The 22,328-nt window shown below is 33.5% G+C and carries 29 protein-coding genes; 9 read left to right on the plus strand and 20 right to left on the minus strand.

Annotated elements, in window-relative coordinates:
- The 3 genes from MKY88_RS13270 to MKY88_RS13280 form a co-directional block, all read right to left on the minus strand.
- Complete coding sequence (locus MKY88_RS13270) at positions 1-465, minus strand: DUF2243 domain-containing protein (protein WP_193833697.1); 465 nt, start codon at positions 463-465, stop codon at positions 1-3.
- Between the two features lie 274 nt (positions 466-739).
- Positions 740-1,195, minus strand: a complete 456-nt coding sequence (locus MKY88_RS13275; RefSeq protein WP_328200612.1) for a GyrI-like domain-containing protein — start codon at positions 1,193-1,195, stop codon at positions 740-742.
- Between the two features lie 41 nt (positions 1,196-1,236).
- Positions 1,237-1,701, minus strand: a complete 465-nt coding sequence (locus MKY88_RS13280) for a DinB family protein (RefSeq protein WP_340813882.1) — start codon at positions 1,699-1,701, stop codon at positions 1,237-1,239.
- Between the two features lie 163 nt (positions 1,702-1,864).
- Between MKY88_RS13280 and MKY88_RS13285 the strand changes: the two genes are divergently transcribed.
- Together MKY88_RS13285 and MKY88_RS13290 are read left to right on the plus strand one after the other, a co-directional pair.
- Positions 1,865-2,290, plus strand: coding sequence for a VOC family protein (locus tag MKY88_RS13285; RefSeq protein ID WP_340813883.1), 426 nt, complete (start codon positions 1,865-1,867; stop codon positions 2,288-2,290).
- A 765-nt stretch (positions 2,291-3,055) separates the two neighbouring features.
- Positions 3,056-4,411 carry a lytic polysaccharide monooxygenase gene (locus MKY88_RS13290; RefSeq protein WP_340814832.1) on the plus strand — a complete coding sequence of 452 codons (1,356 nt, stop codon included), beginning with the start codon at positions 3,056-3,058 and terminating at the stop codon, positions 4,409-4,411.
- A 242-nt stretch (positions 4,412-4,653) separates the two neighbouring features.
- Here MKY88_RS13290 and MKY88_RS13295 read toward each other — a convergent pair whose 3' ends face one another.
- Both MKY88_RS13295 and MKY88_RS13300 read right to left on the minus strand, forming a co-directional pair.
- Positions 4,654-4,854, minus strand: a complete 201-nt coding sequence (locus tag MKY88_RS13295; protein ID WP_328200609.1) for a hypothetical protein — start codon at positions 4,852-4,854, stop codon at positions 4,654-4,656.
- Between the two features lie 311 nt (positions 4,855-5,165).
- The gene (locus tag MKY88_RS13300) at positions 5,166-5,327 is read right to left on the minus strand and encodes a hypothetical protein (RefSeq protein ID WP_291760764.1); all 162 of its coding nucleotides are present in this window, start codon (positions 5,325-5,327) and stop codon (positions 5,166-5,168) included.
- Between the two features lie 319 nt (positions 5,328-5,646).
- Here MKY88_RS13300 and MKY88_RS13305 point away from each other — a divergent pair, with 319 nt between their 5' ends.
- On the plus strand, positions 5,647-6,192 hold the full coding sequence (locus tag MKY88_RS13305) for a DUF7010 family protein (RefSeq protein WP_258269275.1): 546 nt from the start codon (positions 5,647-5,649) through the stop codon (positions 6,190-6,192).
- A 252-nt stretch (positions 6,193-6,444) separates the two neighbouring features.
- On the opposite strand, the gene MKY88_RS13310 is transcribed toward MKY88_RS13305, so the two are convergent.
- Complete coding sequence (locus MKY88_RS13310) at positions 6,445-7,086, minus strand: DUF998 domain-containing protein (protein ID WP_419182561.1); 642 nt, start codon at positions 7,084-7,086, stop codon at positions 6,445-6,447.
- Positions 7,087-7,258: 172 nt separating this feature from the next.
- On the minus strand, positions 7,259-8,173 hold the full coding sequence (locus MKY88_RS13315) for an EamA family transporter (RefSeq protein WP_328200608.1): 915 nt from the start codon (positions 8,171-8,173) through the stop codon (positions 7,259-7,261).
- Between the two features lie 450 nt (positions 8,174-8,623).
- Between MKY88_RS13315 and MKY88_RS13320 the strand changes: the two genes are divergently transcribed.
- The gene (locus tag MKY88_RS13320) at positions 8,624-9,559 is read left to right on the plus strand and encodes an EamA family transporter (RefSeq protein ID WP_258269326.1); all 936 of its coding nucleotides are present in this window, start codon (positions 8,624-8,626) and stop codon (positions 9,557-9,559) included.
- Between the two features lie 125 nt (positions 9,560-9,684).
- On the opposite strand, the gene MKY88_RS13325 is transcribed toward MKY88_RS13320, so the two are convergent.
- Positions 9,685-10,071: a hypothetical protein gene (locus tag MKY88_RS13325; protein WP_258269273.1), complete on the minus strand. Its 387-nt coding sequence runs from the start codon at positions 10,069-10,071 to the stop codon at positions 9,685-9,687.
- Between the two features lie 30 nt (positions 10,072-10,101).
- A complete protein-coding gene (locus tag MKY88_RS13330) occupies positions 10,102-10,566 on the minus strand; it encodes a DUF3291 domain-containing protein (protein ID WP_193832239.1) in 465 nt (154 codons plus the stop codon).
- A gap of 507 nt (positions 10,567-11,073) precedes the next feature.
- Here MKY88_RS13330 and MKY88_RS13335 point away from each other — a divergent pair.
- Positions 11,074-11,253, plus strand: coding sequence for a hypothetical protein (locus tag MKY88_RS13335; protein WP_328200605.1), 180 nt, complete (start codon positions 11,074-11,076; stop codon positions 11,251-11,253).
- A gap of 230 nt (positions 11,254-11,483) precedes the next feature.
- Here MKY88_RS13335 and MKY88_RS13340 read toward each other — a convergent pair whose 3' ends face one another.
- From MKY88_RS13340 to MKY88_RS13375, 8 genes are all read right to left on the minus strand, one after another.
- On the minus strand, positions 11,484-11,852 hold the full coding sequence (locus tag MKY88_RS13340; protein WP_340813886.1) for a hypothetical protein: 369 nt from the start codon (positions 11,850-11,852) through the stop codon (positions 11,484-11,486).
- A gap of 185 nt (positions 11,853-12,037) precedes the next feature.
- A complete protein-coding gene (locus tag MKY88_RS13345) occupies positions 12,038-12,622 on the minus strand; it encodes a GNAT family N-acetyltransferase (RefSeq protein ID WP_193832241.1) in 585 nt (194 codons plus the stop codon).
- Positions 12,623-12,759: 137 nt separating this feature from the next.
- Entirely contained in the window at positions 12,760-13,041 is a 282-nt protein-coding gene (locus tag MKY88_RS13350) for a hypothetical protein (RefSeq protein WP_193832242.1), read from the minus strand.
- Positions 13,042-13,173: 132 nt separating this feature from the next.
- Complete coding sequence (locus tag MKY88_RS13355) at positions 13,174-13,890, minus strand: UDP-N-acetylmuramyl pentapeptide phosphotransferase (RefSeq protein ID WP_340813887.1); 717 nt, start codon at positions 13,888-13,890, stop codon at positions 13,174-13,176.
- A 75-nt stretch (positions 13,891-13,965) separates the two neighbouring features.
- Positions 13,966-14,514, minus strand: a complete 549-nt coding sequence (locus tag MKY88_RS13360) for an aspartyl-tRNA synthetase (RefSeq protein ID WP_340813888.1) — start codon at positions 14,512-14,514, stop codon at positions 13,966-13,968.
- Positions 14,515-14,518: 4 nt separating this feature from the next.
- Positions 14,519-14,926 carry a DUF6157 family protein gene (locus tag MKY88_RS13365; RefSeq protein ID WP_340813889.1) on the minus strand — a complete coding sequence of 136 codons (408 nt, stop codon included), beginning with the start codon at positions 14,924-14,926 and terminating at the stop codon, positions 14,519-14,521.
- A gap of 79 nt (positions 14,927-15,005) precedes the next feature.
- Complete coding sequence (locus MKY88_RS13370; RefSeq protein ID WP_232540604.1) at positions 15,006-15,314, minus strand: hypothetical protein; 309 nt, start codon at positions 15,312-15,314, stop codon at positions 15,006-15,008.
- 180 nt (positions 15,315-15,494) lie between these two features.
- A complete protein-coding gene (locus MKY88_RS13375; protein WP_328200600.1) occupies positions 15,495-15,974 on the minus strand; it encodes a GNAT family N-acetyltransferase in 480 nt (159 codons plus the stop codon).
- Positions 15,975-16,410: 436 nt separating this feature from the next.
- Here MKY88_RS13375 and MKY88_RS13380 point away from each other — a divergent pair, with 436 nt between their 5' ends.
- Together MKY88_RS13380 and MKY88_RS13385 are read left to right on the plus strand one after the other, a co-directional pair.
- Entirely contained in the window at positions 16,411-17,055 is a 645-nt protein-coding gene (locus MKY88_RS13380) for a pentapeptide repeat-containing protein (RefSeq protein ID WP_328200599.1), read from the plus strand.
- Between the two features lie 183 nt (positions 17,056-17,238).
- Positions 17,239-17,409, plus strand: a complete 171-nt coding sequence (locus MKY88_RS13385) for a hypothetical protein (RefSeq protein WP_193832248.1) — start codon at positions 17,239-17,241, stop codon at positions 17,407-17,409.
- 101 nt (positions 17,410-17,510) lie between these two features.
- Here the strand turns inward: MKY88_RS13385 and MKY88_RS13390 are convergent, their stop codons facing one another.
- Together MKY88_RS13390 and MKY88_RS13395 are read right to left on the minus strand one after the other, a co-directional pair.
- Positions 17,511-18,338 carry a DNA alkylation repair protein gene (locus tag MKY88_RS13390; protein ID WP_340813890.1) on the minus strand — a complete coding sequence of 276 codons (828 nt, stop codon included), beginning with the start codon at positions 18,336-18,338 and terminating at the stop codon, positions 17,511-17,513.
- A gap of 163 nt (positions 18,339-18,501) precedes the next feature.
- Complete coding sequence (locus MKY88_RS13395; RefSeq protein WP_340813892.1) at positions 18,502-19,383, minus strand: cation diffusion facilitator family transporter; 882 nt, start codon at positions 19,381-19,383, stop codon at positions 18,502-18,504.
- 281 nt (positions 19,384-19,664) lie between these two features.
- Here MKY88_RS13395 and MKY88_RS13400 point away from each other — a divergent pair, with 281 nt between their 5' ends.
- Complete coding sequence (locus tag MKY88_RS13400) at positions 19,665-19,868, plus strand: hypothetical protein (RefSeq protein ID WP_193832251.1); 204 nt, start codon at positions 19,665-19,667, stop codon at positions 19,866-19,868.
- 352 nt (positions 19,869-20,220) lie between these two features.
- Here the strand turns inward: MKY88_RS13400 and MKY88_RS13405 are convergent.
- Positions 20,221-21,824, minus strand: a protein-coding gene (locus MKY88_RS13405; protein ID WP_328201036.1) for an IS3 family transposase whose coding sequence is annotated in 2 segments (ribosomal slippage) — positions 20,221-21,152 and positions 21,152-21,824 — 1,605 coding nt in all. Because the reading frame shifts where the segments join, the coding sequence is not laid out codon by codon here.
- Positions 21,825-22,175: 351 nt separating this feature from the next.
- Here MKY88_RS13405 and MKY88_RS13410 point away from each other — a divergent pair.
- Positions 22,176-22,283: a YjcZ family sporulation protein gene (locus MKY88_RS13410; RefSeq protein ID WP_083244692.1), complete on the plus strand. Its 108-nt coding sequence runs from the start codon at positions 22,176-22,178 to the stop codon at positions 22,281-22,283.
- The last annotated feature ends 45 nt before the right edge of the window (positions 22,284-22,328 follow it).

Consider the following 22,328-nt stretch of genomic DNA (forward strand, 5'->3'; position numbering starts at 1 on the left):
TTATTGATTAGTTTTAAATAATAAGACTATACCAATTATGATTAAAATAGCCGCAAGCACATTCCAAATAATATCATAGGGGACAATATCGACATCATATCGAATTTGATGTAGCCTCATGAATTTATGCTGAATAATACCATCGTAAAGTTGAAATGTTCCTGCACCTAGAAAAATACCCCCAAGCCATCTTTTTAACCAAAATCCATGTTTTCGATGAAGATCTGCCAGTAAAAAAGCAGAACCAATTGTGGCAAAAAAGCTAAAGGCATGAAACAATCCATCAGAGACTAATCCCATATTAGCTGTAGATTTATCATAGAAATGATGCCAATGTAATAATTGATGAAAAACTACCTCGTCTATAAATGCTACTACACCAAAACCAAATAATATACCGGTCCACATATTACGTTGCCCATACTGAAAACGATTTTCGTGTTTATGATGTTTCTCCTCATACATTTTTGATATATCCAACCCATTCACCTCAATTTAAATTTTTATTAGTCTACCCATGAAATAAAAGGATTTAAACAATTTCAAGGAATAACAACTCCTTTGTTTACACCGTGTAGTAAACCCACAATTCCTATTGGTGATAAAAATCACTCATTTACCTCACGTTCATACTGCGTGAAACATCAATGTTTGATCTTGTGTGAAAATACTCATTTTCTTTAAAATAATGCACTACTATCATTTGTTCTTTTTCATCATTCCATAGAGTTTAAAGTTTTTAACGATGGTTCTCCTCAATTGGTAAAAATATTCTAACTTCCTCCTCTCTTCCTTCCATAGGGTGATATGTCTCCACAATATAAGATTTTAAAATTCTTGTGTAACCTTGTTCCTTAGACCACTTCAATAATTCAATATGAAGGGAGTTTAAATTAGATATTTTCCCTCTAATTGTTACATATTGTTGATTTAATTCAATCAACTCCATCCCTTTAGGTACTTTATTGAAAGCATCATTTACCATTAAACCTACATAATAATTCCCTTCGAGATGCTGAATATCTGTTTTAGGTTCAAATAGTGCAATCTCAATTCCTAGATGACTTTGTATTTCATTTGCGCGACTCCATAATTGTTTAGCAAGTAAAGGTACTTCCTTGTGAAAATTTTCATATGCTCCTCTGCCTTTTACTCCTACTAATCTAAAGTTATAGTTTAAACTTTGATAATCCAACTATATTCACCCCGCAAAATTTAATATGAAGAAAATTTTATTTAGCTATTCAACTTAAGCATTAGCTTCATACTTTTTATAATTCCCATGTGTAGATTCTCGTGATTCATATGAAACATAACCATATCACCTAATGTTTTCAATCCTAGAAAGGGTTCTAATAGTGGCTCGTTTAATTTTCCTCTACACGCTTGTTCAATGTGTATAGGTTGTTCTTCTAAGTCCCTAATTATCTGAGCCATAGAAGGAGGCTGTTCATCCCAATTTTCCGGGTTGCTCCCACTTGGAAACATTAGGTGATACGATAAAGGCAATTGCCTCTCTACGCTAACTGTTGGAAATATTGTGTGATCCCAACCTACTAAAATATGCCCAGCATTCCAGCGAATGTTGTTATTATGACCAACAGGTATTTGATTAGCTGTTTCCTCTGGAATCGTTCGAAGAAATTCAACAGACCATTGACGCCACATTTTCATTTGTTCAAACAGCTGTTCCTCACTCAAGTTTGATTTCCTCCTCTAATTGATTTACCAAAATTAAATTTAAATAGTTTTATATGATAATGCCATTTTGTGTAATAACCTCCCTTACTCGAGACGATCGAGTGTGGTAATCTTATTCTATATTATCAGAATTTTCCCACCAATAAACCAAGGAGGCATAAAATTGAGCGAAAAATTATTAAGAGTTGGTACGACGTATCTTCCTGTTTTAAGTGTTGAACTTTCAACAAAATGGTATATAAACAAACTAGGTGCTAAATTGTGTTATCAAGATAAAAATAAGTCCATTCTTAATTTTGCTAACCAAAGTATATTTTTAGTGAAGTCTAAGGAAAATCAAAGCTCCAATTTTTACGACATTTTTGGCAATGAACATTTTTCATTAACATTTGAAGTGAATGGCTTAAACGCGTTAGAAACTATACAGCAGGAATTTAAAGAAAAACAAATTAGAGTGGGAGAAATTGAGGAAAGAGGACACACTGGAAAAAATTTTATTTTCTTCGACTTAAATGGCAATAAGTTTGATGTATGGAGTGAATTAAGCCCTGACTTTAAGAAAAAAACCAATTTAAATAAATTAATGTAGTACTAAAAAGCCTAGGATCAAAATTTTTTTTGCGTACCTAGGCTTTGTTCATTAAATTATATAGGTATCTAATCTTCATTGTGGATGGTCTACACACGTAACATTATACGATAAATTAGAATTTGTTAACCCAGCCATTGAAAAATTAAACACACTTGACAGTTTATCATAATATTCTTACAAGGGATCGCTTCCTAAACAATATGGTGATCCCTTTTTTCAATACCTTATTACTAGCACTCTCTTTATCATAAATGTACCTCGGCATCCCTTGTAAAAAATCCATCTTAAGTTAATGACCATCCATTTTAATATCCCCTTTTCAACTTATTGCTTCATTCCCTTTAACCTCATAAATGGGTTTTCTTTATATTCCAAATACAACCATCAGCGGTGATTGTGCCACTGCTACCACTTCTTGAGATGCTATTGGTTTGTTACTACGGGGCGAAACTTAGTCTGTCCTTTATTGACATCTCTAATGAGCTTTACAAGCCCAATCGGCTGTATATTTCGAAATAATATCAATTAGTACGAAAATAGACAAATTTAAATATTTTATTAGAATTTATAGCTTTTTTTAATAGAAATTAGCTTATTAAAATAACATTTTCAACTAAAAAAGAACTTTATACCTATATTTTTACAAAAATTTTTTTTTACAAAATAAAACTATTGTATTATTTATCCGTAGTTTGAATAATTATTAATCTATTGCTATCATACTAGTCGCAATACAATTTCAAAATAAGGAGACGATGGATGATGAACACTAAATTTACAAAATTAAGCAAAAAAGGTCTGAGTGCTGCCCTATTAGCAGCCGGAATCATAGGGATTTCTACAGCTCCAAATGCATATGCACATGGATTTGTTGAAAAACCGGCTAGCCGAGCAGCCTTATGTACTCAAAATTATGGAGCTCTTAACTTAATGTGTGGAAGCATAATGTATGAACCACAGAGTCTAGAGGCGCCTAAAGGATTTCCGCAAAGTGGACCGATGGATGGAAAAATTGCATCTGCAGGAGGTCTTTTTGGTGGTATCCTTGATCAACAAACGACAGATCGTTGGTTTAAGAATACAATTACGGGAGGGCCTAATACGTTTACATGGAAGTATACTGCGCCACATTTAACAAGCAAATGGCACTATTATATTACTAAACATGATTGGAATCCTAATAAACCATTAACCCGTGCTGATCTTGAGCCAATTGGAACTGTAGCACATAATGGCTCTGCTGCATCGACTAACTTAACTCATACAATTAACGTGCCAACTGATCGTAGTGGCTATCACGTGATTCTAGCCGTTTGGGATGTCGCTGACACTTCAAATGCGTTTTATAATGTGATTGATGTAAACTTGGTGAATAATGGTGGCAATGTAGATACGGAAGCCCCAACTCAGCCAAATGGATTACATACAACAAAAGTTACTTCTACTAGTGCCGAGCTAAAATGGAACCCTTCTACAGATAATGTAGGTGTGAAAGAATATCAAGTATTACGTGATGGCAAAGTAGTTGCAACTATTCCAGGAACAACATTCACAGATAAAAATTTAAATTCCAATACAAAATATACTTACTCAGTAAAGGCAGTAGACGCAGCTGGGAATGTATCTACAGTAAGTGAGTCTCTAGTTGTAGAAACATTGAATGCTACTCCAGATACAGAATCACCTACGCAACCAACTTCACTACATACAATGGGAATCACTTCTTCAAGTGCCGACTTAATGTGGGGTGCTTCAGAGGATAATGTAGCCGTTGACCATTATGTTATATATAGAGGGTCAACAAAAGAACAAATGACTGCTGTTGGGACTTCAACAATCACGTCATTTATGGACATGAATCTTCAATCAAATACTTCCTATATGTATGCAGTAACTGCCGTAGATGTAGCTGGGAATGAATCCATTAAAAGTTCCATTTTAACTGTAACAACTAAAGAGCAAAGTACTTCTTATGAGCAATGGAGTCCATTTAAGGCGTACAAAAAAGGTGATATGGTAGAGTATCAAGGTAAGAATTATGAAGCGGTTCAAAGCTATCAAGGCTATGGAGATCCAAATTGGATAAACGCATTGTCTTTATGGAAAGAAATTAAATAAAAAATCAGTTTTTCTAGTAAGAGAATTCAGCATCGTTTTATTCCAATAGAAATTATTCAAGTAAAAAGCAGCTTGCATGCAAGCTGCTTTTTACAAGCTAATAATCCAAGGGGATTACAAAACAAGTTAGGTACATATAATTTCAATGAAGGAACCGTTTGATGATTGAAAAGAGTTTTCACCGCAACGTTTAGACTACAGTTCTAAGAAATAACCCCACCATCAGCTGAAGTTCATCTAAATTAATTATAGAGCTGTAATTTCCACCAAACCCATGTTTCAGAAACTTCATTGTAAATTGCTTTATACATGCTTAATGTACTATTACTTTGTTGAACACCAAATTGGAGGCTAATTTCACCAGTAGTTGAATGGATGTCCACTTTAAAATCAAAGTTATTATATGGAACTATCTCAGCAGAACGAAATTCATTTTGTATCATTATCAGACCACCCTGCCAATTGCATATGGACTGTTTCTGAAAATAATACAGAAAAGCCATCTCTAATATTTGTTGTTCCCAAAGTAACTAAAGGTGCTCCTGGCACGCTATTCTCGTCTTATACATTCAGATGCTTTATAACGAGCCTTCACCATACAGGCCACTTTCATCGCATACGGTGATCTGTCAACAATATTTCTATACTTATTTCCCCGTAAACAAAGTAGTCTTATTTTTAGTTTAATCAATAGTATCGCCACAAGGGAAAAATGTTTAACCTTCATTTGCAAATTCTCTATGTTGAAGGTGTATTACGGTCTCTTTTCAACAAATAACAAAATTAGTGTGGCGATTGGACCTAATATAACAGAAAGTAAGAACCAATTTAACCCCCTTCTATTCTTCCCTTGCGCCAATCCAGCATTGATTAACGCTAATGTACCCCAACCTACGAAGTATTGATTATCCATCATCTGTCCCCCTATTCCATTTAACCATACTGACCGTTAGTAAACATTTTCACAAATTTGATCATAACATATCCAAATGCTTCACATTGTGATTATGAACGTTTAGTTTCCAAAAGAATGTGATGGAAGAACAACTGACGAATGCAATGCTGGCTACCCCTTCATTTGACTGATTTTTTACGTTTCCCCTCCATTGCCATTTCCCTATATCCTCCGCTAAATAACCATAAAAAATACCATTTTTGAGATAATTAAGGTAAATATAATAATGAACTGTTATACTATAATATCTTCTCCCCATTTTATGAAAGGTGGTACATTTATGAGTAAAACTCTTGTAAATTTACAAAATGAGCTTATAGCTGAAACGAAAAAAGGATTCCCCATTCTACTATCTGGCGTCCTAGTCTTTTTAATTTTCACCCTCATGTATTTTGTTCTTCCAATAGAAGCTGTCCGTTTAATTTGGATATTTGGTTTGGGCGCTATTTTTCCTATTGGCATGTTCATTAGTAAAATTCTTGGCGTCAGTTTAAACTCTACAGACAATCCTCTAGGAATTTTAGGAGGAATAGTGGCAGCTCCTCAAGCTTTTTATATACCTGTATTTATCATTGTGTATATGAAAATACCTGAATACCTTCCCTTCACAATTGGTTTACTTGCAGGCTCTCATTTCCTTCCATACATATGGATTTATAAAAGTAAAGCCTATTTATTCGTTACTTTAGGAACCTGTTTTTCGGCTCTCATCTTAGGTGGTTTCTTTGTTGAATATGCTTTCACTCTTGTACCTTTAGCTATTTCGATTGTGTATGGGATTGGAGTTGCTTTAATTCAAAGAGAACTTAAAGCCAAACCAGTATAGTCATCTGTATAAGGTTATTTTTATGGAAGAAACCATATATGTATATTCCATAAAAATTATTTGCTTTATCATTGTGCTTGATTTTTCGGGATTTGTTGACTTTTTCCTTTTTATGTTTTATATTTACAATATCCATGTGCTGTTTAATCTCTAGTCAGATTAAGCAGCTTTTTTTTATTGCTATGTATCGTTCCTGCTTCTTTTCATCATACTCTCTTTTTACGTTTATATAAAAAAATTACCAGGCTCAAGTCATTGAGAACCTGGTTTTATTTCTGATGAGCGTAATAAAATTGTTAGTCCCATACCCCACACGAAAATTACACCATAAAAAAGTCTTTGTAATAAACCTGCTGGCAAAGGGAGGAAAAACAAAAGACTGATAAGGATAAGTAAGGCTATAAGTACAAGTAAGTTTGCATAAGTCCAATGTTTACCTTTAACCAATGATTTTGCATAGATCCCCATTCCAATTAAAACAGTCATCAGGCCTATTTGAGCTAAAATCGAATGCCAAAATAAATGAACATCTGCTGGTATAACACCAGATACAATATTTCCTAGTGCAAAAATAAGAATACATACTGTTGCTAATTTATTAATTAAATTCTTTTCTAAGTATTGGGATAGATACAATACGCCAACTGAAAATGATAAACCATTTACGATAAACAATACATTCATCCAAAAATGATACGGCGAACAAATTTCATGTGGCGCGATTGCATAAGTATACTTCCCACATGTAGTCACTCCTAAATCACTCATAGCTTGTTGCATCATATTATAAGGAACAAGTGAAGTCATAATAAAAATCGGTTCTATCACAAAATATAAAATGGTAACAATCCAACTCACTATCCCTATTTTTTTAGATACATATATAACATTCATCCCCCTTTTTATAATTATATATTTATTTTCATCATTAATTACCAATTAATAGCCATTAAACAATACGCTCTCCCTTCTTACCATAAAAAAAAGCTTTCATCCAAAGATGAAAGCTTCTATTTAGGCAGACTACGTTTTATATTTAGATTGATCGAACCTCTTAGATTGCATTCTAAAATTCCGTGGATTCATTACCAAAACGGGCTATTTGCCTCTCTTTTCGTACATTTAACATTTGTGGTATGAAAATTCCCAATAAAATACATACAATTCCTAGCCATTGCAGAGGAGACACGACCTCATGAACAAGCGTAATTGAAGCGATAACGGCTGTTGGTAGCTCGACAGCTCCTAAAATTGTTCCTAAACCCGTCCCTACTTTTGGGATACCAATAGAAAAACAAATAACTGGTATAACGACACCAAAGAAACCTAGGATTAGCGCATATTTCCATAATCCAGCCTGCAATGTACCATCCATCAAGTATGTTGGGGGGAACATGATGCAAACAAAAAGTGTTGCACTCGTTGTCATAAGAAAGCTTTTTGAATAGATCGGTACTTCGGTAGAAACACGTCCACTTGCAAATATATATAATGAAAAAGTTATAGCTGCTAGTAGTCCAAAGAGTATTCCTTTCGTAGATAATTGTTGTCCTAACCCTTCAAAAACACCCCCAGCGAACATCGTTCCTACAAATAAGATAATGATCGACAAAACCTTTTCGCGACTTGGGAAGGTTTTATTAGCAATCGCTTCAATGAGAACACCCATCCATGTGAATTGAAATAACAACACAATCGCAATAGATGCTGGCAGTTCTTTTACAGAAAAACCGTAAAAGATACTCGTTAAACTCATCGTTGTCCCAACCGCTAACAGTGATACTATATTTTTTGAGGATACTTTATGACGAGAAAAAGTAAGAACGAGTAATAATAGTCCAAACCAACCGAATACATATTGTCCCCCTAAAAGTTCAGGAAAAGTATAGCCATTTGAAAATCCAACTTTCAAAATGGAAGATAGGATCCCATAGCTACAGGCACCTAATAAAACCACTAAAGAAAACTTCAACTTTTTCAAAAAATCCCTCCAAAAAATAAAAAATCTCGTCGTCTATAAATAGACAACGAGCGAATGAAACAGAGTGGAAACTCTACAAAATTCCGCCACTCACGAACTTGCGAGCGTTTGCTTATAAAATTAGGACAATTGTATAAAAAAAGCTTCGAAGTGTCAATACTATTAATTTTCTCTCGCTAGCAAATCCAATACTCCCTTTTGAAAAATGTTTTAGCCACTATGTTAAGCCAAAGCCTTGATACATATGGTTTTGGCCTTTTTACCTTTTCTAAAAATCTTCTTTCCTCCACTTAAAAATTCTTTTTCAACAGCCATGATTATCGAAAAAAAAAGATTGTAAAATAGCAATCTGTGATTTATATTGGAGATTATGATTTTTTTTCTAAATCTCAAAATCATAACCAAATTCAATTTATATAAACGTTTTAGGAGGGAAGTGGATAAATGAAGATGTATCTTTATCCCCTACTAGTCATTATCGCAGCTAGTAGTTTTGGTATCGTTTCAACTATTATAAAACTGGCCATGCGTAGTGGGTTTTCTGTCTCTGAGGCCGTGACAAGTCAGTTTTTTATAGGCTTTTGTATAGCGGTATGTATCTTCTTAGTTACAAACAGATCCAAATTAAGCTTTAAAGGCGTTAAAATCCTTATATTCGCAGGTTTTCTAACAGGATTAACAAACATTTTATATGGTCATTCTTTGAACTTTTTGCCCGCTTCGTTGGCAGTTGTACTACTGTTTCAATTTACATGGATTGGTATGTTAATTTCTTGTATTACAAAACGACAATTTCCAAGTAGAATTGAATTAATCTCTTTAATCATATTGGTAGCTGGAACCATACCGGCTGCTGGCATAATTGATGTTGATTTATCCCAAATCCCTATGCAAGGATGGTTATGGGGGTTAGCAGCTGCTCTTTGTTATTCCTTATTTTTATATGTGAATGGAAAAGCTACAGCAAGTATGTCCACATCTAACCGTTTAGTGTTTGTTTCGTTCTTTGCCTTTATGATTACGGCGGTTTTTCAATCTCCCGAAATTATTTGGAATGGGACTTTGTTTAACGAAGGACTTTGGGTTTACGGATTGGCATTAGGATTATTTGGTATGATTATACCCGTGTTCTTATTCACTATTGCCGTCCCTAAAGTTGGATTAGGGATGTCATCCATTTTAAGTGCTGTTGAATTACCAATCGCAGTGATGGTATCCATTATCTTATTAAGCGAAACGGTCACAATTTTGCAAATAGCAGGTATCGTAACGATTATTATTGGTATATGTTTACCAACCATATTAGATAAAGATAGCTTGTTAAGAAACAACCAAACAACATACAAAAAATCAAGCAAAGAAATAGCAAAAGGATCTTCGATTTGAAGATCCTTTCAGACTGTAGACAAACTCAATGAATTTTGAGCTTGCCTACAGTCTTTTTTCTTTTACAATAAAATAAACTAAAGCCGTTGATTTCCACTATGGGCGGGGTTTGAACTGCTTAGAAATTAGTCCTGGTTGAAATGTAGCAAATGCCTTAAAGGAATTTTTTCAAAAAAATTATCATTTATCTTACCAGTATAAAACGTAAGATGAATATCACAATGAGCTAATGCAACATGATCCGTTAATTGTTTAGCAAATTGATCGATTAATTCTATATGTTCTCTTTTTACTTGTTTTTCGGAGTATACCTTCACAGTGATCAAATTCTCTCTTAAATCTTCTTCAAATACCCTTGCATTAGGAGGCAAGTTCAGATCCTTTATTTCAGAAGCACGGTTTTCATCTACAATTAACATCCTATAAATATCTTTCCCAAATCGAATATCCCATATTTCCATATCTTTAAATCTTAATTTACGTTCAAAATAATCAATCATAAAACCCTTCATTTATATTCATCCTTGCTCTATATGAATAATTTATGGTATACAAATAATCTCACCTTTTTCATCGAATGTATGCTTAAAATCAAATGCAAAAGGAGTTGAACCATGTTCAATATAGTAGTTGTACCTCTTAAATGCCTCCTCCCATGAGACACCCTTTACATACTCTGTCCACCAAACTACATAAGATAGGTGCTTTTCTGGGTATGGCTCGATCCATTTGCTCCTATCCCTTAATGCCTGTATATGCTGTCCTGAATAGGTAAAGCGATATAAAGATTGAAGGCTTCTCCATACTGTGAGCGTTAGAATTGGAGAACCCTTTCCCTTTACAGTTTCTTCGGGGAAAGTGACCCCTTCAGGTGAAAATGCCTCTATAAGTCCAGATTTAGTCGCCTGACGATATACTTCATTCCCCACTTGATAAAAATCACGAGAGATTGGGTGATCATAGGGATAGTTTAGCCTACCAACAGTATAGATTGAAACTAATGCCATAAACAGCCCTCCATATATACCCTTTTTTATAGATGTATTCAAGTAAAATTACGAAAATCCCTTCTTAATTAAATTGACTAGAAAGTTTCATAAAGAAAAATGCTACATATGTAACTCCATGGTTATTAATTAAAGACTTTCGGTTCTCAAGTTGTTCCAATTATCACTAATGGTTCTTTTTGATATTGATTTAAATTTCCTTATTTGAAATTTGCACATTTCTTCAGTTCTCCAGCTTTTTAGCGCAAGAAGTGATGTACTCATTAACAATAACCTATTAAAAAAGGTAATAATATTCAAAACCTAAAGTTTCTTCAGCTAAATCCATTCGAGACTCTGAAGAAAGGCTACAGGATAAGCTTATGTGCTTTAATGATCGTCTCCATTAGTTAAAGGACAATATTTTCAGAAATAACTAAAAAGAAGTAGCCTATTGGCTATTTCTTCATTTATTTTAATATCTTAAGTGAAAATGTTAATCTAATCATTATAGGAGGTGGAACTATAATGGAAAAGTTTATAAATTTCTTTTTAAGTTTAGTAATCGGTTTAACTGCAGGTATTCTAATAGTTAATAATCCACTTAATATAACTAATAGGGTCTTCTTCTTATTAATCTTACTATTAGCAACCGGTTTATTGATGATGGCACTTTACCGTAATCATAGAATTAAACTTAAAAAATAATAAAAGTACCATGAACAATATTAATTTTGTAACTGGATTTACATTTAGTCGTGTAATACAAAATACAGCATGATAACACATACACATACTTTAATTCTACATTTCTTTTTATTATGTATGGCACCTTGAAATACTTGTTAGCGATTTGTTTATATGTGAAAGCCATTATGTCTCAACACAATTTTTGCTTGCTGTAACAAACGTACTTGTGTGAGTTTTAATTTTTTTATCTACCACTTTTTTAATCTTTTCAACAAATAATCAAAAATTACAAATATAGTTATATAAATACTTCCCATTAATGAAGCTATATAAATAGTATCCTTAAAAGTATTAACATTAAAATTAATTAAACTAAATAATAGTGAAAAAATTAATGCACTTAATAAATGCTTCATATACATGAATATAACAATTTTATTTTTACTGTTTTTTTCAATTAAAAATGACACTACACCAGCTATAAGCATAGCTGGTGCAGTAAATGCTGTGCCATAAATACCGTATGAAATGCTGTATGTAGCTCCAATAAATAATGGAATAATAAATGCACCTATAATTAATGTAATAACAGCTGAGATAATTTTATTTTGTAACATCTTTTCACATTCCTCTTATTTTTTAATAACAATATATCTTACACAAATCATCAAAATATTTGTTAATCATTCCCTTCTCTCCTATTTTATATTAAAGTACAGAACATAAATTTTGGTAATTAAAAACTTCAAACATTATAAATCTATGCTTCTTTATATTAAGAAAAGAAAAAAGCCACTGCTCATTACAAGCGTGACTCTTCATTTAGCTCGATATATTCACTTTTCAAGATTGAAAAAAGGACAAGATCAACATATTTCCCTTTTTCAAATTCATGTTGTCTTAAAACACCTTCTTGGCAAAAATTTAATTTTCCCAGCAATCTTATTGATGCTTTATTTTCAGGTTCAACTTTCGCTTCTATTTTATTTATTTCCATCGACGTAAAGGCAAAATGTATAATCTTGCCTAAAGTCTCTTGCATGATACCCTGCCCCCAATAATCCGGTTTTAAATCATAACCAATTTCTATACGGTTATGTTCTTTTTCATAATTCAAATAGCCACATGTTCCAATCACTTTTTTCGTTTTGGCTTCTTCAATTACCCATCTTAAACCGATTTGTTCCTTAAAAATTTTTTCATACCAATTGATTTCAACCATTGCGTCTTCGACTGATTCAAATAAATTTAATGGAAGATACTTAACCACATTTTCATTAGCATAAAGCTCAAAAAGATCACTACAATCATCTACTGTGCCTTTTCTTAGAATGAAGCGTTCTGTTTCCAATTTAGGGAAATCTTTAAATTCGAACCTATTTTTCATAATAACTCTCCTTTTCACCATAAAATAGCATAATTGAATAGTAACATATTCAATTTAGAAAATTTTCAAAATTAATGATGATCCTTAACTATTAAAAAGCCACATCTAATTTTGGATGTGACTTGGTAATTGATTATTTATAATAAACTTCGTGACTTAGCATTGTTACCAGATACTATAAACTTTTCAATTTCTTCGTCAAAAAATAGATTGAATCTAAATTCGTTCATTATGCTTCCTGTATAATCACTAAGTCTTAATGTAGGACTTACCCAAAACACAACTTCATTTTCATCCATTTTCCAACCTTTTTCAAAGCCTTTGTGCTTTTCTTCAAGTCGTTCTTCGATAGATTGTCCGTTATTACTAATCGTATTTTTTACTAAATCAATAAAATTAGTTTGTGCCTTCATATTCATTTACCTCACCCCCACTCACACTAATAGAAGCGCTTATGGTATTATATGGTTACAAATGCAAAATTAAAACATTTAAGAACTTATATTCTGTAAAAAAAGCATCCATACCCATATTAGGGAAGCCGAACGATGTTACCAAATGATACGAAATTTACGTGAAGATTGCATGATGACCAAAATAATTGTTATCCCAACAACAGGATACCACAATAGATGAGCAGGGAGGATGAATATGAATGCATCAAATAGTACAGCTGTTAAAGTGCTAATTGTAATGGCTTGGGCATCCGTAAATTTATTGTGAATAAAATAATATAAAGTGAATGGTAGTGCTAACGTAAATATCGGAATATAAATGAATACAATAAAATGTTTAATGAGCGATATTGAAAGTACCGCTATGATAAAACCTATTGCTGTAGTAAGCGATTGTCCTATAAATAGGTTAGTTGTGAAATAGCTATAAAGCAGAATAAGCATGATTGCTACACAAGTAGAAATCCCGATTATTAAAATAAATGAATGGCCCATAAAGAAGGCTGCCATGGAGAAGCAAACTAAAGAGACCAATGGCAATAGTAATATTAAAGGATTTTGTCCTCTTTCTATATTCATAACATTTGTAAAGCCTACGAGAAATAATAAAGTAAAAGGGATCGCCAAATACCCTAATTCGATGTGGTTACTTAGATTAATATAATTCACCTCAAGACTGCCAACCATTATGATAACAAGTGAAGCAAAAATTTGACTAATTAATCTCCAAATGCTTGATAATTTAAATGCTTGAGTAAGCTTATCGGCTATTATAATAACTACGATGCCAATTAATAGAGCTGTATATAACAATTTTTTCCCTCCTGAAATACATTTTTAAAATAAATATGTAGAGCTTTTCTCGCTTTAAACTATTAATCCATGCATTTAAAAATACGCATCTAGTTCTTCCTGAGTAATTTTATTAATGAGTGTTATTTCCTCTTCGTTCGGAGATGTATGGCCTTCAAAATACCAAATAAATAGACCTTCTAATCGATAGTTTTCTACTTCACTTGGTGGCAGTATGACGGCTAGATCTAGTATAGTAGCGTAACTTTTGCCGATTTTAACAAGTCGTTCGTCTCCATTCCTAATGAGTCCATAGATTAGACTATCGCCATGTCCTTTTATATCGTCCAATTTTTCATAGCCTCTCTCCATGTCCATTTGGCTCCAAGTAAGCATTTGGGCATTCCATCCAAAGAGCCCTTTTTCAACATAAGCAGCCCCTATATGATTCGTCTTTTTTATAAAAAAGAAGAGTGCCTTATCCTTTAGCTGATAGCTGGGGATTAACACTAAATCACTATCCTTTAACAATAACGCTTCTTGAGGTTCTGAGTAGGATTCTGATTTCGCTATCATCCCCCAAGCATAAGCAATGAGGACAAATGAGATTACTAGTAACCATTTTTTTATGAAGAATTCCCTCATACCGTTATTTACCCCTTCGTTTAGAACGCATACCATTTAATAAAGTGATTTGATCCGAATGGAGAAATCGCTCATACCCTTCACTATTAACATCATATAGTGCAAGTTTCCCTTCATCATCATAGTGTATTCCCCACCCGTATTTCTTTACTAAAGGTGAGGCTCTAAAACACGCTTTAGACTTTTGGAAAAATTGTTTTCTGATTTCATCTAATGAATTCGATTCAATTTGATTTTTAATCAAATACGTTTGGAATTGCACATCTTCCTCAGTGTATTTGTATGGGTTATGTCTAATTAAATCAAATTCAATTGAAGCGATAGTAGGCTTGTTGTTCCTTGGGAGAGGAGTAACAGCGGAAGTAACTTCCGAATCCTCTGAAATTTTAATAAAGGTATTTTTATAACTCATCGAATGAACCCTCCTTTATATTACCATAATTGTAAAAAGTGTAAAAATAAAGTTTGAAAGACCTTCCATCTCTAATCATTTAATAAAGCTTAGAAACACTCTTACAGTATTCTTCTAACTCACTCCGTGTATATAATGATGTAATAGGGTATTCCCTTGAAGTTTCTATCGAATAGGTTAAATGAACGACTGCGTATTTATTCATCTTTTCAATCCAAAAAATCACATCATCATTATCTTCTCTTCTAGCCACCGCTATTGCCTCTTTCCCATAAAGAATATGTTGTTGTGAAATTTCTTTCTTTAACTCTTCATTTAATGCTTCTGACATACCTTTTGAAATCAGCCACCACGGATCGTTCATAAAATGATTGACACTTTCTCGCATCTGAGATCATCACCTCCGCTTATAAAATTTTTACATTTAGCCATAATTTAAAAAGAAGCAGCTACTTGGCTACTTCATCATAGTTTTCAATTTACTGTTTCTGCTACCGAACATCGTCGTACTTCCGTACATAGTCGTTCTCATACATAAAAGTTGGTCGTTATGTACTAGTTTCGTGTATTATTTTATGAATTGTCTCATAATAATTTCTTCGCCAATCCGTCCTATTAATCGCTCGTTCGTATCTTCAAATCCTACTTTTAAATATAACTTTTGTGCGGGGATATTATCTTTATCTACAACTAAGACAAGCTCATTACAATGAGGGAATTCTGATAGAACAAACTCAACTAGTAATATCATTCCCTGTTTTGCGTAACCTTTTCCTTGTTCAGCATGATTAATTGATAGTGCCGTTAATAACAAAGCGTTCGAATTATTAGAGTATTTCTTTACTCTTTCATTTGAATTCAAAAGAAAAAAACCAACAGGTGTATGATCACTTAAAATGACGATACGATACTGTCCTTCATTGATTTCCTCAAAATTGCTTGGAAGCGCAGAGAATTGTTTTTGTTCCTCTGTAAGGACAAAAGAGTTTAACTCTTCCATATATTCACTTGAGAAATGCTTTAATTCAACCCTTTTCAATTTTTCCATATGGTAATTCCCCCAATTACTTTTTCTATACTTTACCATTTTTTGCGATTTTGGTCATTCATTTATTTGAAATTTCTAAATAAACAATGCCCATGCACTCCATTAGTGAACTGTTTCGGATCCTGTTTGTTGACTTTCAGTACCACTGAAACACTTATGCTTACTCAGTGGAACATCACGTAGGTATTTGTCATATGTTATAGAATGTTCTTCTACTGAAGACACTGGAGTCAGCAACAGATGGATTTATGTACGCTGACTACTGGTAAGCCTATGCCTCTCTCCCTGCTTTGCAATATCATTGGAATGAACACTTTAGTCCAAAATTGTGATATAAATTTAGATTTGCTCACACTTTCCCTTAATATGAAAGACTTTTTATTTTATTTATTTTTCTATAAGATAGGTGCTAACTACATTCGAAGGGTGTGCTTTTATGTCACTTAATTTCCAACTTACATCACCAAAAATACCTGCTGATTTAGAAAAAGCCAATTTTCAAGATATTTTTTACGAGGAAGAACCTTTTTTATCAAATTGTATGATCGCAGATACAGTCATTGATAAGGAGGTTGTTGAGAGATTAATCGTATCTAAAGTTATTTTTAAAAATGTCACATTCATCAATTCTTCTTTTAAAAAAATGGATGTAACAGATGTCATTTTCGAAAACTGTGATTTATCTAACTTAAACTTAAAGGAAAGCCTTATACATAGAGTGGTTTTTAAAAACTGTAAATTATTAGGTGTGAATTTTTCCGAGGCTAACCTTGGAAATGTTTCTTTTGAAAATTGTATGGCAACCTTAAGCAATTTTCCTGAGGCTCGTTTAAAACAAGTAGTATTCGATAACACCAACCTACAAGGAGCGAATTATTTTGATTGCTTACTTAATAAAGTGGCATTTCATGAATGTGATATTAATGAGGTAGATTTTACAGAAACCTCTTTAAAGGGGATAGATATTAGTACGTGTACCTTTAAAAGACTTCAAGTATCTCTCGAAAGTTTGAATGGGTGCGAAGTATCTTCTGAACAAGCTATCGGCTTTGCTTCACTACTCGGGTTAACGGTTAAATGATACGACCAAGCAATGATTGATAAATTACTCAAAACAGCCTAGCATTTAAAAATAATTATGTTACGTTACAAGTAGCCATTGAAATTTATTTCTTTTTGGCTACCTTTTTGTTTTATGAAAAAAAAGCGTTTCTATTATAAAGCCTTTTGTTATAAGATATTCCGACTATTAGGAGGTGTCATAATGACCCTAAAGATTATTAAAACACTTTTATCTATTATTATGGTGTTCATGTATTATTTGGGCTTTTGGACAGAAACCTTCACGATAAAAATAGTTATCTTCTTTCTTATGCTCATCTTTATTTTCGAGGCAGGAGTGGAATCGGGGAAGAAACAAAATAACAGCATTTAATCAGAAAGTTTAAGGTATTTTCCTTCCCCTACCACCTATTCAACTAGTTCACATCAAGAACCTGTTGCTTTTGCATGAGCTATATTTTTTCCTTTTTATAGTTAATTGCCCTTCATTATTGTTCTTTTAGCTTTCTTTATAATTTTTGATGTTTCTTTTGTATCGGATTCGTTACTCCATTTTTCACAAAGCATCATGACAAAATCAGGTTGGGTTTTACTGGCATCGTTTAACCAATTTCCTACAGAATCTTGTACATACTTTGATGGATCTGATTTCATTTGGTTTAAAATAGGAAGGGCTTTACTAGGGTTCTGTTTTAAATCTTCGATATGCTTGGCCCAAACACCACGAGGACGAATAACTTCCATGGAAAATCTCCGTATATTTTCATCCTCTTCTTTTGCCCATTCTGTTAACAACTCAATACTTTCGTCAAGATGTTGCGCTATATCCTCTCTAATAGACATCCAAGATATTTCTCGAACTCCAAAATGATGATCCCCAGCAAATGGATAAATATATGCTAATTTTTCTTTCAAAGACGAGTTTCCATTTTTATTCATAAATGCTGCCCAACAGCGAACACTATCAGAAGGATGCGTCGCAAATTTTTTAATAATTTCTTCTTTCGTTTGGTCATTTTCTTCCTTTATAGCTGTATTTAATAGTTCACCAGTTAAACGAATAGCTTTCATTCCCGATTCAGCATTCTGTTTTAACATTTCCTCTACTACACTTTCTAATTTATGAGATAATCCTACTTTAGGTAAAACATGTTTCACTAACGTAATATGATTGATCCCCAACCATTCAGTTAAATTCACACTCTCTATTTCTCCTTCATTCAATAACGTTAGTACCTCTTCAGGGATATCACTAACTTTTCTAGCCCCTTTTCTGTTTACTATGTCTATATGAATTGGCATGAAGACTTCCTCCCACTATAATCACTTTTCCAAAGTAAGTTTATTATACTAATAATTTCTATTTAATTTAAATAAATTCACTTAAATATGGACAAATAGAGAAAAGCTTTTGACAAAGTGAAAAAAAGATTAGGACTCAAATTCATTGAGTTCCTAATCTTTTTTATCGTTTTTCTTCATTGGGTTCCACATGAACATGAACTTCATATACGCCCTGCTCATGAATCATTTTATCTTCAACATGGCAAGCTACATCATGAGCCTCTGTAATATCTAAATCTGCATTGACTAGAATTACAACATCGATCACTTCGTTGTTGCCATAATTTCTACCTCTAATTTCTTTAATCCCAATGACACCGTCTAACTTTAAAATAATATTTTTGTAGTTTTGAAGTATTTGCTCATCAAATCCGTCAGATAGTTCATGAGAAGCTTCTTTGAAAATATCCCAAGCGGTTTTACAAATTAAAAAACCTACAATAATAGCTGTTACTGTATCTAACCATGGCATATGTAATTGTGATCCAAATATCCCTACTGCTGTTCCAATACTTACCCATGCATCTGATAAGTTGTCTTTGGCAGCGGCCATAACGGCTTTACTATTTATCTTTTCAGCCAATTTTTTGTTATAACGATATACAAAATACATGACCAATGCTGATCCAAGTCCTATATACGCTGCGAAAATGTCAGGTGATTCTTTTCCACCTTGAAAAATGGAAGTACATGCACCAAATAATACTTGAATACCTACTGCCATCATAATAAACGAAGCTACCATAGAGGCAATGGTTTCACTTTTCCAATGACCATATCGATGATCATGATCGGCAGGCTTTTGTGAAAGCTTAAGACCTATAAGTACTGCAATCGAGGCAATAATATCAGTCGTATTATTTAGCCCATCCGCCTTTAAAGCTTCTGAGCCACTTATGTAGCCTATTCCAACTTTTACTACGGACAAAATTATATAAGCAATAATACTTATAATGGCACCACGTTCACCTAATTTAAGATTATTGTATTTTTCTTCTTCCAATTCATTACCTCCCACTTACGTACTTTTTTATAATAACAGCCCCACCCCGAGTGGGTCTACAGCAACCTTTTTGCCTAAGCCTACATAAGTGGAAGGGATATAAAAGAGTTGTTTATAGGAAAAATTCATTTCCTAAAGAAGCAGTATTCGGCCACTCCAACATTTATTTCAATATATTATTTTTACCCCTAACTTTCTTCGTATGGATCTCCTCTTACAACTAGAAATTGTTGTAGTTTTTTATGCTTGAATTTACATATACTGCATCGTGAGGTGATTAGATGGACAATGAAAAATTAGTCTGCAAGGCTTGTGGGAAAGATTCTTTTGCAACCGGTCAACTTGGTCATGGGAAATTATCCACTGATAGTAATGTCAGACCCATAGGCTCTTTTATGGCTTCAGGCTCCCCACTTATTTTGTCATTTTGTAAAAATTGTGGTGAAGTGGCATCATTCAAGGTAGCGAAACCTGAAAAGTTCTGATGGAAGGATCTTATGAGGTAAATGATTGAATATGGGGTATCACTCAATTCTAAAAGCGAAGCATCAAGCACAATTCAAAGCCATAAAAATTTTCTCTACGGAGCGCGGGCAGGGGTCCGACTCCCTTCGTTTCAATCAACTTTTGGGGTGATAAAATAGGTTGACCATACACCACTAAAAATGTTAACAGTTGTCCTATTAGTTCCCCAAGATCACTATTTATTTTTCGCTTATTTATCCAGCCTCTATTTAGGCATTCACAAAATAAATATGGAGAAAACATGATAAAAGCCATCGTGAATGTTTGAACTGCACCCCGTCAAGTAGACAGTGGAAATAATAAAAAAATGTATTAAGCGACTTGAGCTCTGAATTCTAAAGGACTCAAGCCGTTTAATCGTTTCTGGTAGCGATAATGATTATAAAAATGAATATAGTCATTTATCGCTTGTTCTAACTCTCCATATGTATCGTACTTATATAAATAATACTTCTCACACTTCAGTGTGCCCCAAAATGATTCAATGGGTCCGTTATCAATACATCGGCCAACCCGCGACATACTTCGTGTCATATCGGCTGTTTCCACAATTCGCTTAAAATCCTTCGATGTATATTGAAAACCTCGATCACTATGTATTAACGGCTGCTCGCCTGATTGTAATGATTGAATAGCTGATTTGATTGTTTTGAAGACAAGAGAATTATTATTCGAATTACCTAACACAAAACTCACAATCGAACCATCATACAAATCGATAATTGCACTTAAATAAGCTTTTTTCCCGTGTCCATACTTAAGTTCTGTGACATCTGTACACCATTTTTCATTGGGCTTTTCCGATGTAAATGCTCGATTCAATACGTTCTCCGCCACATGATGTGCTGGGGATTTTCGATAAAGCTTGCGCTTTCTACGAATAACAGACTTCAATCCACTAATTTGCATTAAACGATATATACGCTTTTCGTTAACCATCGCTTGATTATTTTCTTTTCGCCGACGATTGATGGTCAACGTTGTACGACGATAGCCATAAATACCATTTACTTGTTGGTAAAGGAGATGAATATCCTTTAAAATTGCTTCATTTTCAATTTCTCTGTTAGAAGGCTTACGACTTAGCCACTTAAAGTAAGCTGCACGCGAAACACCAGCTATTTCACATAGTAAAAGAATCGAAAGTTTTTCCTCTCGATGTAATTCTTGAATCGCCGAATAGCGTTGCTGTTGACGTATTTGGCTTAACGACGTCTCCTTTCGATTTCCTCTAACTTTTTTAAAAATAGATTTTCTGCACGTAATCGTTCATTTTCACGTTCAATACGTTGAATCTCTAATTTCAATTTCTCCTCAACGGTTAATTCGACTTCATCTTTTGTGCGACCGCGGCGATCACGTAATCCCTCTTCACCGTTAGTTTCAAATTTCTTCGTCCATTGATACACCTGTTGATACGAAACACCGTAGGTGTGCGCTGCCAACTGATAATTTTTCTGGTGCTTCAAACAGTACTTAACAATCTCAATACGTTCTTCAAAAGTTGCCTTTCTTCCTTCTATCATAGCTTGACCCATTCCTTTACCTGAATCTTTTAATTCACTATGACTAGTATACTTTTTTAACCATCTTTTTAAAACTGAGGTACTACTAATCTCATATGTCGCTAACACTTCCATCAGTGAATATTTCCGTTGAATGTAATCTTCCACAGCCGCTAATTTTAATTCTTTTGAATAGAATTTACATGAAGTAGCTTCCTGTAATCCATCACGTCCACTTGCCACATATTTCATTTTCCAGCTATGTAAAGTTTGAGGATGTATTGAAAACCTTTCGCACAATTCCCAGATAGTAAAGTGACCTTCTTCGAACAATTGAAGGATATGTAATTTTAACTCGATTGGATGTTTACTTCGCCCAAAAAAAGCTCCCCTTAGATAAACAGATTTTATTTTTTAATCTGTCTACCTAATAGGGAGCATATCAGTTTCTTCTCGATGGCTTTTGTTTACAGAAGACAGGTTGTCTGTCCTTCTTTATATCGCATTCGTTCTACTAAAACCAAGACGGGGCATTTTACATAACCTTTCAAGTAACCATTAAGATGTATTCTTTTTGGTTACTTTTTTGTGTGAAGGGCTAAATCAATCCTTTTCTATTGATTTTTTCTTTCACATATCGCTTACCCCATCTAGCAAATGATTCATCTGCTCAAGCTCTTTTCCCTATGCGTCTGGATAAATACCTTTAAACTTCCTCTAACGATACATACTATACATATAGAGAGAAAGGAGGGATACTTTATGAGTTATTACGGAGGCAATAACGGCAGCGGTTACGGTTCAACTTTCGTTCTAGTTGTTGTTCTATTTATTCTATTAATTATTGTCGGCGCTTCAGTTTTATATTAATCTCCCATTACTCATTTGTCCTTTATAGGAACAAATCGTAAGGTA

It is taken from the genome of Lysinibacillus sp. FSL R7-0073 (genome assembly GCF_038009065.1).
In the GTDB taxonomy this organism is placed as follows: domain Bacteria; phylum Bacillota; class Bacilli; order Bacillales_A; family Planococcaceae; genus Lysinibacillus; species Lysinibacillus fusiformis.

What these genes read in the sequence shown, in the direction of transcription:
- MKY88_RS13330 (WP_193832239.1), bottom strand. Translation starts at nt 10,566, where the DNA reads ATGGCATTAGTTTCAATCTATACTGTTGGTAGGCTAAACTATCCCTAT.
- MKY88_RS13360 (WP_340813888.1), bottom strand. Translation starts at nt 14,514, where the DNA reads ATGAGGGAATTCTTCATAAAAAAATGGTTACTAGTAATCTCATTTGTC.
- MKY88_RS13295 (WP_328200609.1), bottom strand. Translation starts at nt 4,854, where the DNA reads ATGATACAAAATGAATTTCGTTCTGCTGAGATAGTTCCATATAATAAC.
- MKY88_RS13385 (WP_193832248.1), top strand. Translation starts at nt 17,239, where the DNA reads ATGACCCTAAAGATTATTAAAACACTTTTATCTATTATTATGGTGTTC.
- MKY88_RS13325 (WP_258269273.1), bottom strand. Translation starts at nt 10,071, where the DNA reads ATGAAGGGTTTTATGATTGATTATTTTGAACGTAAATTAAGATTTAAA.
- MKY88_RS13390 (WP_340813890.1), bottom strand. Translation starts at nt 18,338, where the DNA reads ATGCCAATTCATATAGACATAGTAAACAGAAAAGGGGCTAGAAAAGTT.
- MKY88_RS13370 (WP_232540604.1), bottom strand. Translation starts at nt 15,314, where the DNA reads ATGCGAGAAAGTGTCAATCATTTTATGAACGATCCGTGGTGGCTGATT.
- MKY88_RS13290 (WP_340814832.1), top strand. Translation starts at nt 3,056, where the DNA reads ATGAACACTAAATTTACAAAATTAAGCAAAAAAGGTCTGAGTGCTGCC.
- MKY88_RS13400 (WP_193832251.1), top strand. Translation starts at nt 19,665, where the DNA reads ATGGACAATGAAAAATTAGTCTGCAAGGCTTGTGGGAAAGATTCTTTT.
- MKY88_RS13305 (WP_258269275.1), top strand. Translation starts at nt 5,647, where the DNA reads ATGAGTAAAACTCTTGTAAATTTACAAAATGAGCTTATAGCTGAAACG.
- MKY88_RS13365 (WP_340813889.1), bottom strand. Translation starts at nt 14,926, where the DNA reads ATGAGTTATAAAAATACCTTTATTAAAATTTCAGAGGATTCGGAAGTT.
- MKY88_RS13320 (WP_258269326.1), top strand. Translation starts at nt 8,624, where the DNA reads ATGTATCTTTATCCCCTACTAGTCATTATCGCAGCTAGTAGTTTTGGT.
- MKY88_RS13300 (WP_291760764.1), bottom strand. Translation starts at nt 5,327, where the DNA reads ATGATGGATAATCAATACTTCGTAGGTTGGGGTACATTAGCGTTAATC.
- MKY88_RS13350 (WP_193832242.1), bottom strand. Translation starts at nt 13,041, where the DNA reads ATGAATATGAAGGCACAAACTAATTTTATTGATTTAGTAAAAAATACG.
- MKY88_RS13340 (WP_340813886.1), bottom strand. Translation starts at nt 11,852, where the DNA reads ATGTTACAAAATAAAATTATCTCAGCTGTTATTACATTAATTATAGGT.
- MKY88_RS13310 (WP_419182561.1), bottom strand. Translation starts at nt 7,086, where the DNA reads ATGAATGTTATATATGTATCTAAAAAAATAGGGATAGTGAGTTGGATT.
- MKY88_RS13410 (WP_083244692.1), top strand. Translation starts at nt 22,176, where the DNA reads ATGAGTTATTACGGAGGCAATAACGGCAGCGGTTACGGTTCAACTTTC.
- MKY88_RS13335 (WP_328200605.1), top strand. Translation starts at nt 11,074, where the DNA reads ATGGAAAAGTTTATAAATTTCTTTTTAAGTTTAGTAATCGGTTTAACT.
- MKY88_RS13270 (WP_193833697.1), bottom strand. Translation starts at nt 465, where the DNA reads ATGTATGAGGAGAAACATCATAAACACGAAAATCGTTTTCAGTATGGG.
- MKY88_RS13375 (WP_328200600.1), bottom strand. Translation starts at nt 15,974, where the DNA reads ATGGAAAAATTGAAAAGGGTTGAATTAAAGCATTTCTCAAGTGAATAT.
- MKY88_RS13380 (WP_328200599.1), top strand. Translation starts at nt 16,411, where the DNA reads ATGTCACTTAATTTCCAACTTACATCACCAAAAATACCTGCTGATTTA.
- MKY88_RS13345 (WP_193832241.1), bottom strand. Translation starts at nt 12,622, where the DNA reads ATGAAAAATAGGTTCGAATTTAAAGATTTCCCTAAATTGGAAACAGAA.